This window comes from Providencia vermicola (assembly GCF_020381325.1).
GTDB lineage: Bacteria > Pseudomonadota > Gammaproteobacteria > Enterobacterales > Enterobacteriaceae > Providencia > Providencia vermicola.
Genome location: NZ_JAGSPI010000001.1, coordinates 302207 through 315392 on the forward strand (window position 1 = coordinate 302207; position 13186 = coordinate 315392).

Sequence of the window (13186 nt, forward strand, 5' to 3'; positions counted from 1 at the left end):
TGAACTAAGAAAAACGCTACAGATCAACACTGTTTGGCACAATGACAAGGTCACGGACAGTGACATGTTTTGGACGAGTTAACATAAAGAGTACCGCTTCAGCCACTTCAATCGGTTGCATTAAGCTACCATTTGCCAGTGCTTCTTCCATTTTTTCTTTTGGCCAATCATCTAATAACGCAGTGACGACAGGGCCTGGTAAAACGGCACCCACACGGACACCGTGTTCTGAAACTTGGCGGCGAGTTGAGTGAACAAAAGCTTGAACCGCAAATTTAGACGCAGTGTAAATGGGCTCCCAAATAACAGGCACAACGCCTGCGATTGAGCTGGTAAATAATACATCGCCAGATTTTTGAGCAATAAAATGAGGCAAAACGGCACGAACACTACGGAAGGCAGCATTAATATTGAGATTTAAAACTTTATCCCAAACATCTGGATCGCCTTCTGCCACAGGTCCACCAATATAGGCACCCGCATTTGCATGAAAAATATCTAAACGGCCTGCTTTTGCGAGTATTGCATCTAGCATGCCATCGACTTGTTTTGTGTTCATTAAATCAATGACTAGAGGGATTGCATTTTCGCCTAATTCAGCAACAAGTTGATTTAATCTATCTTCAGCACGGTCAATTAGCACAACTTTGACACCCGCGTTGATCAGCGTGCGAGCACATTCAAGACCAATGCCAGATGCTGCGCCCGTAATTGCTGCGACTTTGTTTTCAATGGAAATAGCCATAATGATTTACTCCAATCGGATTTTAGCGGAAAAATAAATGAAAAATAATGAAATCAATGAGATGACAATGAGTCACGGGAATAGTTAAGGTGGCTGCATAGGATGGTTGATATTAAGTCTTTTTCATTATACCAACTCATGCTTCATCAATTTCAGTATTGCTCAATCGATGGAGCAGTATTGCGACTTTTTCACTTTGGTGTCAAGCTAGGAAAAAATGGAGATATGAATCTGTGACAAAGATCAGACAAAATAAGAAAACAACGATCTATGACCTTGCGGAACTGGCGGGGGTTTCAGCGAGTGCTGTGAGTGCTGTGCTCAATGGAAATTGGCAAAAAAGGCGTATTAGTGCGCAATTGGCTGAAAAAGTGATGCGCATTGCGCAGGAGCAAAATTACTCAGTTAATAAACAAGCTAGCTTACTACGCAGCAATAAATCAAAAATCATTGGTATGCTGGTACCAAAATATGATAACCGGTACTTTGGCTCTATAGTGGAACATTTTGAAGAAATGGCACGAGAAAGGGGGCTGTTTCCGATTATTACCTGTACGCGCCGTGATCCTAAATTGGAGATAGAAGCTGCACGTACCATGTTATCTTATCAGGTGGACTGGTTGATTTCGACAGGGGCAACGAACCCAGATAAAATCACACAAATTTGCCAATCTTCTGGCGTACCTACACTAAATTTAGATCTACCAGGCACATTAGCAGCATCAGTGATTTCAGATAATTACCTCGGCGCAAAAAAGCTCACTCAGCGTATTTTAAGTAAAAAAAACCGTAGTCAGGTATTAAATCAGCCGCTAATTTTTATTGGTGGGCGTGAACATGACCATAATACACGTGAACGTATACGCGGATTCATTGATGCGCATAATGAAATGGGTATTGCGGTTCCAAACGAAAATATTTTAGCGTGCGGCTATGCGCCTGAAAAAGCAGAAAAAGCATTGTCCACTTTTATTAAGAAACACAGTGAAAATCTGCAAAAAATAGCCCAAGGTGGTCTATTTATTAACTCCACTATTTCATTAGAAGGGGTAATGCGTTGGTTAGGAACACAAGGATATACAGGTGAAAATCAACCTAATTTGGGGTGCTTCGACTGGGATCCATTTGTCGCGTTGCTAGGTAATGATATTGAGATGGTAAAACAGGATGTACCCGCAATGCTCAATCATATTTTCAAATTGATTGATGATGGAAATAGTCAGGCACAATTGATTGAAGTATTACCTGTAGGTATAAGATAAAATGCAGAATATAAATTAAGTGTTACCTGTGCTAAAAACAGGTAACACAAGGCTCTAAGGGTTATTTATTTAAAGTTTCAACTAATAACTGATGACGTTGATTATAAAATTTAATATAGGTCATATAGCCTGCTAATATTGTCGAAAGACTCGCGGTGGCTAATAACATAAAGGTTACCATAATTTGGTATTTTACGGCTTGTAGTGGGTCGACCCCCGCAAAAATTAATCCAGACATCATTCCAGGTAGGCTAACAATACCAACAGTCTTTGCCGAATCGACCGTGGGGATTAACGAGGCGCGAATACTTTCCCGAATGATTGACGCAGAAGCTACTTTAGGGGTTGCTCCAAGACTTAACATTTCTTGAATTTGCTGCTGTTGGCTAGCAAATCGTTGCCCTAAATTATTAAAGCAGAGCCCGACGGCTATCATCGCATTTCCTGCAATCATCCCTGTAATCGGTATGACTTGCATTGGTGTAAACGCAATGGCTTTAGTGAGAATTAAAATCAGTAGAGTGAGGAAAGTACCTGAGGTAATAGCAACAAAGGCCGTGAGATAGATTTTATCTAAATACTTACTACGTTTTTTGGCATTCCACGCAGCATTGACACAAATAAAGAGCACCAACGCCACTGTGAGAAGTTCATGATCAACGTTGAAAATATATTTTAAAATATAACCAGCTATCAATAATTGAACAATAGCGCGGCAAGTACTCCAAATAATATCTTTTTCCAAAGAAAGCTTTTCTTTGTGACTAATAAAAATCGCTACTAAGACTAACATGATAGAAAAAGTGAGCGACTCATTGGAAATGGTAGGCTGATGCACGATGATATCCTATTATTTAGCCAGATGAACGGGAAGGGTGATGACTTCATTGGCATGGGCAATTTCATCTTGGTCGTGAGTAACCCATAAAACGCCAATACCTTTTTCTATCGCCAGTTTGTGAATTAACTCGTTCACTTTCACTTTATTTTCTTCATCTAGGGCGCTCGTAATTTCATCTAACAATAAAATTTGGGGAAGAAACTGTAAATTTCGAATTAATGAAATGCGCTGTTTTTCGCCCCCAGAAAGCTCGTTAATTCCTTTTTCAAGGATGGTTTCAGGTAATGAAAAATACTGCAAGTCACTGATAATTTTTGTTCTATCAAAAGGTTGTTTTCTGATCTGGTAAGGGAAAACGACATTGTCATACACTGTTGCCCCGAATAATGAGGGGGTTTGGGTGCAATAAGACACTTGCTGGCGGTAGGTCTCAGGAGAGAGCGCATTAATATCTTGCTCGTTAAAGAGGATATTTCCTTGAGTTGGGGAAATTAGGGATGCCACAATTTTTAATAAAGTGCTTTTTCCGCAACCTGATGGCCCCGTGATTAATTTAAATTCACCTGCACGTAGGTTAATCTGCACATTATCAAGAATAGTCTTTCCATCAATAGAATAGCCAATATTCTTTAGTTGCAGTAGTGAGCCGTTTTTTTCCATTTTTCCATGACCTATGTAATCAATTCACGTGATTAACGCGAATGAGAGCTATTTCTTTATTTTATCTGATATCAGCATGTTAGTTTTGTCTGATATCAATTTAGATATAACTAATAGTATGCGCTAGTTATTGTGAAATTTACACTGCATTATGTAAAGGCAGATTATTTAAGGTCAGTTTGAATACGATCATTATGTGTATATGGTGTTATTTTAGACAATAAAAGTTATTGGATGAGTTTAAAAAAGATAACAAATAATCAAATGAAATTTTATTTTGAACATATGCTCTTATGATTTTTATTATTACTTAAATAATGGGATGTAGCGCTTTATTTTAAATAATGGATATAGCCATAACATTTAAATAATAATATATTATCTGAATTAAATAACGACACGTTTATAGCTCATTAGGGTTTCGAAAGAGACTCAATATCTATATTTCCCCAATCTTATATATCACGTCATGATGTTAAGGAATTAAAATGAAAAAATTTAATGGTTTTAATACCCAATTCTCTCTTGATGGCAAAGTTGCATTGATCACAGGGGGCGCTGCGGGGATCGGTCTGGCAATCGCACAACTCTATGTGGAAAAAGGGGCTAAGGTTGCCTTGGTGGATAAGTCAGATAAAGTCATTGATGTTGCTAGTGGAATGAAAAATACTATTGGTATTCAATGTGATATTACAGATTCAGGTTCTGTATCGCAAATGGTTGAGAAAGTGGTAAAGCACTATGGTGCATTGGATATTGCGGTTAATAGCGCGGGAATTGTTGCATTGGCACCCGCAGAAAGCTTAAGTGAGCAGGACTGGGATTTGACCATGAATGTCAATCTTAAAGGCACTTTTCTTGTATGCCAAGCAGCAGGTAATGTCATGATTAAACAAGGAAAAGGTAAAATAATCAATATGGCATCACAGGCTGGGGTCATTGCGTTGGATCAGCATGCAGCCTACTGTGCGAGTAAGGCTGCTATTATTGGTTTAACCCAAGTTTTGGCATTAGAATGGAGCCCTAAAGGTATTCAAACTAATGCAATTTCACCGACTATTGTCCTAACTGAGTTGGGTAAAAAAGCGTGGGAAGGGCCTAAAGGTGATGAAATGAAAGAAAAAATTCCAGCGAGACGTTTTGCGGAACCGTCAGAAATTGCTGCCTGCGCGCTCTTTTTAGCCAGCGATGCTTCCGATATGATCACTGGGCATAATTTAGTGATTGATGGTGGGTATAGCATTCAGTAATTAAATTTAATATGCGGAGAATATACGTTATTCGCTTATTAATAAGAGTCATTAAAAAGGGCCAAATAATGATTTTATTATTTGGCCTGTAATATAAATTACAAAGTAGGATAACAGATTTAAATAACGTCGCGATTGATTACAGCTTTAGGCTGTAATAATGATAAAGATTGCTGAATAAGTTTCTCCACGGTAAAACCAAAGTAATCAAATAACTGCTCAGCAGGTGCGGATTCGCCAAAACTATTCATTCCCATAACTAATCCATCAAGTCCGACATATTTTCTCCAGTAATCACTGATACTGGCTTCGATAGCAATGCGGTTGCGAACATGATTAGGTAATACACGTTGTTGATAGTCTGTGGGCTGTTTATCAAAGGTATCTGTCGATGGCATGGAAATAACGTTCACTTTGAAGCCTTGCTCGGTGAGATATTGCCAAGCTTCAACTGCTAAGGTGACTTCAGAGCCCGTTGCAATAAGCAGTAGTTCAGGGGTTTGGCAATTACTGCGTAATATATAACCTCCACGTTGAATAAGGGCTAATTGCTGGGGAGTGCGGGAATGTTGTTGTAAATTTTGCCGTGACAGGATCAAAGCCGTGGGTGTTTGTTGGTTAGTGATGGCTTGTTGCCAAGCAACCGCTGTTTCCACTTGGCAACAAGGGCGCCAAACAGATAAATTCGGGGTTGCCCGTAAAGAGGCGAGTTGCTCTACTGGCTGATGTGTTGGCCCATCTTCCCCTAGTCCAATAGAATCATGTGTATAAACAAGCACTTGTGGTATTTTCATCAATGCTGCCATTCGCACCGCATTTTGTGCGTATTCGCAGAACATTAAAAATGTGGCGGTATAAGGGCGAAAACCACCGTGTAATGCGATGCCGTTAGCAATGGCAGTCATGCCAAATTCCCGGACGCCATAATGAATATAGTTACCCGCAGGTTGCTCATTAATCGGCACTGATCCAGACCAATAGGTTAGATTGCTGGGCGCTAAATCTGCGGATCCCCCGATTAATGCAGGTAAAATAGGACCAATAATATTGAGGGTATTTTGCGATGCTTTACGAGTGGCGATTGTTTCCGGGTTATCATTCAATTTTTGAATGTAATCCGCCATGGCAGAAGTGAACTCGTGTGGCGTTTGGTTGGATAAGCGTTCAATAAGTTGCTCAGCAAGTTCTGGATATTGCTTTGCATACTCTCTAATCGCTTGCTCCCACTGTAATTGTTGCTCTGACCCCCGCTCTATGGCATTCCATGACTGATAAATTTCGCTAGGAATTTCAAAGGGTGGATATTCCCATCCAAGTTGTTGACGTGTGAGGGCAATTTCTTCCGTACCAAGCGGTGCGCCGTGTGAATTTGCGGTTCCTGCTTTATTTGGTGAACCATAACCGATGGTCGTGCGGCAAATGATTAACGTCGGCTTATCTGTTTGTTGGCGAGCTTGCTCAATAGCCGCTTTGATAGCAGGCCTTGAATGGCCATCTATTCGGCGAATAACATGCCAGCCATAAGCTTCAAAACGTTCAGCGGTGTTGTCCGTAAACCAACCTTTGGTATCTCCATCAATGGAGATTTGGTTATCATCATAAAAAGCGATGAGTTTATTCAGTTTCAAGGTGCCAGCAAGAGAGCACACTTCGTGGGAGATCCCCTCCATTAAACAGCCATCACCTAAAAAAACATAAGTAAAGTGGTCAACAACAGGGAAACCTGATCGGTTAAATGTCGCACTGAGCGTTTTTTCTGCAATGGCCATTCCAACCGCGTTGGCAATACCTTGCCCGAGTGGCCCTGTCGTCGTTTCAACTCCAGGGGTATAGCCGAGTTCAGGGTGACCAGGGGTTTTTGAGTGCAACTGTCTAAATTGTTTTAAGTCTTCAATAGAAACATCGTAGCCTGTTAAATGTAAAAGGCTATATAGCAGCATCGAAGCATGCCCATTTGATAGGACAAAACGGTCACGGTTTGGCCAGGCTGGGTCGGCAGGATTATGCTGTAAGTAGTCTCGCCAGAGCACTTCGGCGATATCTGCCATTCCCATCGGTGCACCAGGATGGCCTGAGTTGGCCTTTTGCACCGCATCAATGGAAAGAAAGCGGATAGCATTTGCTAACGGATTTTGTATCTGTGTGTACATGAAAACACTCCTGAAAAGCTGTCTACGTGAAACTAACGTTCCCCATTTTCATATTCACTGATGCGAGCCACTTTTGGGGCTGAGCGACCACCTTCATAATGGGAAGCTAACCAAGTATCTACGATAGTTTTTGCGAGTTCAGGGCCAATGACACGAGCACCAAAGGTAATAATTTGCGCATCGTTACTTTTTTGGGCACGTTCTGCGGAGTAGGTATCGTGGCAAAGTGCGGCTCGAATACCTGTAACTTTGTTGGCAACAATAGACATTCCAATCCCTGTCCCACAAATGAGTATCCCACGCTGATGTTTTCCTTGGGCAATAGCCGTTGCAACGGCATGGGCAACATCTGGGTACATTTCATCCTTAACCCCTGTATTTAAACAATAATCGGTGACTTGAATATTCAGCGCTGCGAGGTGTTGTTTGATCAAATCTTTCATTTCAAATGCGGCGTCGTCTGCACCAATGGCGATAGATAGCATGATTGAGATCCTTATGGTTGAACAAAAGTTCATTTGCAATTCAAATGTACTGTTTAGAAAATAGGATCTTATGAACAAATAATCAATAGGTGAACATATGTTTTTAATTTGAATAAGCTGTATTTTGTGATCTACGGCCTTAAATTCACTTTTTTTTGCTAAAAAAGCTCAATGTCATCATTTTACGTCGATTTTATAGGAATATTTGCTCTGAATCACACTTTGAGAATCTGGTGATGTGCATCAATGATTAAAAGAAGGTATGGTTAATTTGTATCTTCATTGAACTTATGTTCATTTAACAAACCGCCGAGGGTAAAACTATGTGTGAACACTGTGATCCAAAAGCCACAATGAGCGAAGGCATTCCAGAAAAAATGAAAGCGGTAGTGGCTTATGCACCGAAAGATTACCGTTTAGAAACTGTCGATGTTCCAAAAATTGGTGAAGAAGAAATATTAGTTCGTGTTGAAGCTTGCGGGATTTGTGCTGGTGATGTGAAAGCGTTTGAAGGCGCTCCAAGCTTTTGGGGAGATGCTGAGCAACCTGCCTATATTAAAGCGCCGATGATCCCAGGGCACGAATTTATTGGCCACGTTGTTGGCTTTGGCTCAAAAGTAGAAGGTTTTGCATTAGGTGACCGCGTAATTTCCGAGCAAATAGTCCCTTGCTGGGAATGCCGTTTCTGTAAACGTGGTGAATATTGGATGTGTGAAAAACACGACCTATATGGTTTCCAGAATAATGTTAATGGCGGTATGGCTCAGTATATGAAATTTACTAAAGAAGCCATCAACTACCATGTGCCTGTGGATATGCCGATTGAAGATGCAATTTTGATTGAGCCTTATGCCTGTTCATTGCATGCCGTACAACGCGCGAATGTGAAACTGGGTGATGTTGTAGTGCTTTCGGGCGCAGGAACGCTTGGTTTAGGCATGATTGGTGCAATCAAAAAATCGGGTGCGGGCAAATTAGTGGTACTGGATTTATTCGATAAGCGATTAGAACTCGCTAAAGAGTTTGGTGCAGATATAGTTCTGAACCCTAAACGTGATGATGTGGACAAAATCATCAAAGGGATGACGGAAGGGTATGGTTGCGACATTTACATTGAAGCCACAGGCGCACCAAAATCCGTTGAACAAGGGCTAAAAATGATCCGCAAACTCGGTACATTCGTTGAGTTCTCTGTCTTTAAAGACCCAGTTACCGTTGACTGGAGCATCATTAGTGACCGTAAGGAGCTGGATTTATTAGGTTCTCACTTAGGTCCATATTGCTACCCACTCGTCATAGAAGGTATCGGCAATGGTGATTTCCCGACAAAAGGTGTGGTAACGGATATTTTACCGTTAGATAAATTTGCGGAAGGTTTTTCCATGATGGCGAAGGGCGACCCGCATATCAAGGTGGTCTTAGACCCGAACCTGTAATGCTGTCGTGGGTTCACAAGCAAATAAAACAATAATGAGAAAAATTGGACCTGAATAAATGTCACCCTACCAAGGCTTGTTATTCAGGTCCTAACCCAGCGAACACGCACTGAGGTTAACAATATGATAATCAATAAACTGTCTAAAGTAACGGGGTTTTCGCCAAAGTTGCTCCTTGGCTATTTTGGTGTTCTTATCTTCATGATGGGGGAAGGGCTCGAACAAGGGTGGCTTTCACCTTTTATCATTAGCCGCGGAATGAGTATTGAACAATCTTCATTACTGTTCAGCGTATATGGTTTTTTTGCTGCGGTTGCGGCATGGTTGTCTGGCGTTTTAGCAGAAATTTATACTGCTCGCCGAGTGATGATTTTCGGGTTTGTGATGTTTGTGATTGGTTCTGTCATTTTCTTATCGATTGGCCTGCCAAGTAACAGTTTATCTATCATGATCCCAACCTATGCATTACGTGGATTCGGTTACCCAATGTTTGCATACGGTTTCTTAGTTTGGGTGGCATATGAAGCACCCATTAAAAAATTGGGTTCCGCCGTGGGAATCTTCTGGTTCGTCTACAGTGGCGGGTTAGGTGTCTTGGGTGTGATGTATTCAAGTTATGCCTTACCGATTTTAGGTGAAATGGCAACGTTATGGAGCGGACTGATTTTTGTCACTATCGGGGCATTTATCGCGATTGCCCTTAACCGAAACCATGAGGGAGGCGAACAACCAAAACAAAAAGTGTCGCTTAACTATGTGTTTAAAGGGATCACCATTGCATTTGAAAACCCTAAAATTGGCTTAGGGGGAATTGTTAGAACTATAAATACATCAGCGGCTTACGGTTTTGTGATCTTCATGCCAATGTTTCTTGCTGATTTTGGCTTTTCCCGTACAGAATGGTTACATATCTATGCCGCACTGTGGACTGTGAATATTGCCTTCAACCTCATTTTCGGTGTCGTCAGTGATCGTATTGGTTGGCGCAATATTGTGATTTGGTTCGGGTGTGTCGGTTGTATGCTTTGTACCCTAATGTTCTATTACGTGCCGTATTACTTCGGCCATAACTATACCCTGATGATGATAGCGGCGGGGTTATTTGGGGCGTGCCTTGCTGGTTACGTACCGCTCTCTGCCATCATGCCATCACTCGCACCTGAAAATAAAGGCGCTGCGATGTCCGTACTGAATTTAGGTGCGGGGCTCAGTACCTTCGTTGGTCCTGCACTTGTTGGGATATTTATTAGCAGTGTCGGGGCATTTGGTGTGATTTGGATTTTCTCAGGGCTTTATTTGTTCAGTGCGATATTGATGAGGTTTATCACCGTACCGCAAGAACTTCTTGATCAGTCAGCAAAAATGCAGCTAACACCAGAAAATAAGTAAAAGAGGGAATTATGAACAGAATCATTAATGAACCTGACCTAGTTGTTGAAGACGCTATTCAAGGCTATTTAAAAGCGCACCCTGAATATTTTGCGCAGACCGATAACGCCCGCGTTCTGAAATACCCGAAGGCGCCAATTCAAGGAAAAGTGGGGATTGTCACAGGGGGAGGGTCAGGTCATGAACCCGCATTTTTAGGTTATGTGGGTGAAAACATGTTAGATGCGGTGGCTATTGGTGAGATTTTCTCTTCACCAACCGCAGGCGCTTTTTTAGATGCGTTCAAAGCCGCAGATAGCGGCGCTGGTGTTGCCTGTTTGTATGGTAACTACGCAGGCGATAACATGAACGTGAAAATGGCGATGAAAAAAGCCGAAAAAGCGGGCATGAAGATTAAAACTGTTGTTGCAACTGACGACGTTGCCTCTGCACCCGCGAGTGAAAAAGAAAAGCGCCGTGGTGTTGCGGGTGAAATTTTAATGTGGAAAGTTGGCTCGGCGGCGGCAAGTAAAGGTTATGACCTTGATGGGGTGATTAATGCGGCACAAAAAGCCATTAATAATTGCCACTCCATTGGTGTGGGTTTGACGTCATGCACAATTCCAGCAGTGGGGCATCCGAATTTCCATATCGAAGATGGCATGATGGAGCTTGGCATCGGTCACCATGGCGAACCAGGCATTGAAATTATGCCAATCCAATCAGCGGCGCAAATGGCACAAACGATGTTAACGCCAATTTTAACCGATATGCAAGCAAAACAAGGGGATGAGGTTGTCGTATTGGTTTCTGGGCTGGGTGCGACCCCAGTGATGGAGTTGTACATCTATTACGCTGAAGTTGAAAAATTATTGCATGAGAAAGGCGTTCGTATCGTGCGTAACTATGTGGGTAATTATTTTACCTCACTCGAAATGATGGGCGTCACACTGACATTAATGAAAGTGGATGAAGAATTAAAGACATTGATGGATGTCCCTGCGTATTCATTAGGTTTAACACAGGTTAAGTAAAGGAGGCCATTATGCAAGTTATCTCAACGGAACGTGGTAATGAAATAACGTTGGATTTAGTCCATATCATTGTGTCTAACCGTGAATACCTCAGTGAAATCGATGGTGCAATTGGCGATGGTGACCACGGTATTAATATGGCGAAAGGTTTCAACCTATGCGCTAAAGCGATTGAAGGCCGTGAATTATCCCTCAGTGAAGGCTTTGAAGAGATCTCGGATGCGCTAATGGAAGGTATCGGTGGTTCGATGGGGCCACTGTACGGCAGCTTCTTTATGGGGATGTCTGACAGTATTTCAGGTAAAAGTGAGCTTTCACAGCAAGATTTTCTGGCTATGTTACAAAACGGCTTATCGGAGCTGCAAGATATTAGTAGCGCAAACGTGGGGGATAAATGCTTAATGGACACACTGATCCCTGCAATTAATGCGTTTGAATCTGCAACTAATGCAGGTAAGGATTTCAAGCTGGCGCTAGATGCAATGCAAACTGCAGCTATTGCAGGGCGAGATTCAACATTAGACTTAGTGGCAAAAATTGGCCGCGCGAGTCGGTTAGGGGAGCGTTCGCGTGGAGTATTAGATGCAGGGGCCACATCTTGTTGTTTATTACTTTGCCAACTTGCCCAAAGCGTTGAAAAACACGGCGCTTTAGCCAGCGCATAACCGTTTATTCTATTTTTTTAGTGGATATAGAGTCGAAAACATTGCTTTATATCCACTCTCTTTGACAACTCGCTTATTAATTGTCACTAGAAACGCTATACTAAAATCGTATTATCCTTGTCGCGATTAACACCAATTGAGAGGAAACCACTACCTTATGGATAGATCACAAGCATCTTCCGATATCGAGCTACTGACTGAAATTGCGATTGCGTACTATCGTGATGAAATTACACAGGAAGAGATCGCCAATAAGTTTGGAATATCGCGAATTAAGGTGGGACGCTTATTAAAGCGTGCAAAAGAAGAGGGGATTGTTGAAATTAATGTTCGCTATCACCCGATTTTTAGTACCCAGCTTGAGCAACAGTTACTCTCCCGTTTTCCTATTTCTCGTGCATTGATTGCGTTAGATCACCCAGATGAAGAACAGCAGCGTAATCAGGTGGGGACATTGGTTGCGAATTATTTATCAACCACACTGCGAGATAATATGATTGTCACGGTGGGACAAGGGCGTAATGTGGCGGTTGTTGCCGATAGTGGTGGTGCTGTACCTGAAAAAGATTGCCGGTTTATTTGTGGTATTGGTGGTACGCATCGTCCAGGCGATTCGATAAACGCCGACCATATCAGCCGCCGCCTTGCCAAAAAGTTTGGGGGAACCAGTGAAACACTATACGCTCCAGCGTATGTGGAAAATAACGAACTTAAACAAGCTTTTATGAAAAATGGCACCATAAAAGAAACCCTAGACCGTGCTCGTAAAGCGGATATTGCCTTAATCGGTATAGGCGATATGAATGAAGATAGTTATATGGTCAAACTGGGCTGGTTTACGCCACGCGAAATCGTGGATGCCAGTTTAAACCAAGGTGTAATCGGTGATATTGCAGGGTATGATTTTTTCAATGCACAAGGGCAACACGTGGATACCGTCATGAATGACCGCGTGATAGGCTTGAGTATTGATGAACTACGAAAAATTCCCTGTGTGATTGCAATTGCCTCTGAATCGTCGAAATCAATGGCGATTATGGGCGCACTGCGAACAGGGGCGATAGATATTATTGCAACGAGTGCCAGTAATGTACGGACGATTTTAAAAATGTCCCAATAGCTCGTCATAATCCCCGTCATATTTCAAACCGCAGCGTTGTTGTCTGCGGTCATTTACCTTAGTCACTCATCCCCGTCATAGTTCAAACCGCAGCGTTGTTGTCTGCACTCAGTTACCTTAGTCACATACTTGTGTATGCTCCTAAGGATACCTTCGTTTGACGCCTAGCT

Annotated in this window: 12 protein-coding genes; 7 read left to right on the top strand and 5 right to left on the bottom strand. The window is 42.1% G+C overall.

All coding sequences use genetic code 11. The features are described from left to right. Positions 1-16: 16 nt before the first annotated feature. Positions 17-745 carry an SDR family oxidoreductase gene (locus KDJ85_RS01370; RefSeq protein ID WP_206083962.1) on the bottom strand — a complete coding sequence of 243 codons (729 nt, stop codon included), beginning with the start codon at positions 743-745 and terminating at the stop codon, positions 17-19. A 233-nt stretch (positions 746-978) separates the two neighbouring features. Here KDJ85_RS01370 and KDJ85_RS01375 point away from each other — a divergent pair, with 233 nt between their 5' ends. Then, positions 979-2007 (top strand): LacI family DNA-binding transcriptional regulator, encoded by a 1029-nt coding sequence (locus tag KDJ85_RS01375; RefSeq protein ID WP_225818170.1) that lies wholly within the window; start codon positions 979-981, stop codon positions 2005-2007. Positions 2008-2068: 61 nt separating this feature from the next. Here the strand turns inward: KDJ85_RS01375 and fetB are convergent, their stop codons facing one another. Next, positions 2069-2845: an iron efflux ABC transporter permease subunit FetB gene (fetB, locus tag KDJ85_RS01380; RefSeq protein ID WP_225818171.1), complete on the bottom strand. Its 777-nt coding sequence runs from the start codon at positions 2843-2845 to the stop codon at positions 2069-2071. 12 nt (positions 2846-2857) lie between these two features. Continuing rightward, complete coding sequence (fetA, locus tag KDJ85_RS01385) at positions 2858-3508, bottom strand: iron efflux ABC transporter ATP-binding subunit FetA (RefSeq protein ID WP_225818172.1); 651 nt, start codon at positions 3506-3508, stop codon at positions 2858-2860. Positions 3509-3996: 488 nt separating this feature from the next. Between fetA and KDJ85_RS01390 the strand changes: the two genes are divergently transcribed. Continuing rightward, positions 3997-4758, top strand: a complete 762-nt coding sequence (locus KDJ85_RS01390) for an SDR family oxidoreductase (protein ID WP_225818173.1) — start codon at positions 3997-3999, stop codon at positions 4756-4758. A gap of 119 nt (positions 4759-4877) precedes the next feature. On the opposite strand, the gene tkt is transcribed toward KDJ85_RS01390, so the two are convergent. Next, a complete protein-coding gene (tkt, locus tag KDJ85_RS01395; RefSeq protein ID WP_225818174.1) occupies positions 4878-6908 on the bottom strand; it encodes a transketolase in 2031 nt (676 codons plus the stop codon). A 32-nt stretch (positions 6909-6940) separates the two neighbouring features. Continuing rightward, complete coding sequence (rpiB, locus tag KDJ85_RS01400; RefSeq protein ID WP_206083968.1) at positions 6941-7393, bottom strand: ribose 5-phosphate isomerase B; 453 nt, start codon at positions 7391-7393, stop codon at positions 6941-6943. A 323-nt stretch (positions 7394-7716) separates the two neighbouring features. Between rpiB and KDJ85_RS01405 the strand changes: the two genes are divergently transcribed. From KDJ85_RS01405 to KDJ85_RS01425, 5 genes are all read left to right on the top strand, one after another. After that, the gene (locus KDJ85_RS01405) at positions 7717-8829 is read left to right on the top strand and encodes an MDR/zinc-dependent alcohol dehydrogenase-like family protein (protein ID WP_047756024.1); all 1113 of its coding nucleotides are present in this window, start codon (positions 7717-7719) and stop codon (positions 8827-8829) included. A gap of 123 nt (positions 8830-8952) precedes the next feature. Continuing rightward, positions 8953-10218: an MFS transporter gene (locus tag KDJ85_RS01410; protein WP_225818175.1), complete on the top strand. Its 1266-nt coding sequence runs from the start codon at positions 8953-8955 to the stop codon at positions 10216-10218. Between the two features lie 11 nt (positions 10219-10229). Beyond that, entirely contained in the window at positions 10230-11231 is a 1002-nt protein-coding gene (locus KDJ85_RS01415) for a dihydroxyacetone kinase subunit DhaK (protein ID WP_225818176.1), read from the top strand. 11 nt (positions 11232-11242) lie between these two features. Further along, positions 11243-11896, top strand: a complete 654-nt coding sequence (gene dhaL / locus KDJ85_RS01420) for a dihydroxyacetone kinase subunit DhaL (protein ID WP_225818177.1) — start codon at positions 11243-11245, stop codon at positions 11894-11896. 157 nt (positions 11897-12053) lie between these two features. Then, a complete protein-coding gene (locus tag KDJ85_RS01425) occupies positions 12054-13016 on the top strand; it encodes a sugar-binding transcriptional regulator (protein ID WP_206083972.1) in 963 nt (320 codons plus the stop codon). The last annotated feature ends 170 nt before the right edge of the window (positions 13017-13186 follow it).

Coding starts and splice junctions, on each gene's coding strand:
- fetA (WP_225818172.1), bottom strand. CDS start 3,508: ATGGAAAAAAACGGCTCACTACTGCAACTAAAGAATATTGGCTATTCT.
- KDJ85_RS01410 (WP_225818175.1), top strand. CDS start 8,953: ATGATAATCAATAAACTGTCTAAAGTAACGGGGTTTTCGCCAAAGTTG.
- dhaL (WP_225818177.1), top strand. CDS start 11,243: ATGCAAGTTATCTCAACGGAACGTGGTAATGAAATAACGTTGGATTTA.
- KDJ85_RS01405 (WP_047756024.1), top strand. CDS start 7,717: ATGTGTGAACACTGTGATCCAAAAGCCACAATGAGCGAAGGCATTCCA.
- KDJ85_RS01390 (WP_225818173.1), top strand. CDS start 3,997: ATGAAAAAATTTAATGGTTTTAATACCCAATTCTCTCTTGATGGCAAA.
- tkt (WP_225818174.1), bottom strand. CDS start 6,908: ATGTACACACAGATACAAAATCCGTTAGCAAATGCTATCCGCTTTCTT.
- KDJ85_RS01425 (WP_206083972.1), top strand. CDS start 12,054: ATGGATAGATCACAAGCATCTTCCGATATCGAGCTACTGACTGAAATT.
- KDJ85_RS01370 (WP_206083962.1), bottom strand. CDS start 745: ATGGCTATTTCCATTGAAAACAAAGTCGCAGCAATTACGGGCGCAGCA.
- rpiB (WP_206083968.1), bottom strand. CDS start 7,393: ATGCTATCTATCGCCATTGGTGCAGACGACGCCGCATTTGAAATGAAA.
- KDJ85_RS01415 (WP_225818176.1), top strand. CDS start 10,230: ATGAACAGAATCATTAATGAACCTGACCTAGTTGTTGAAGACGCTATT.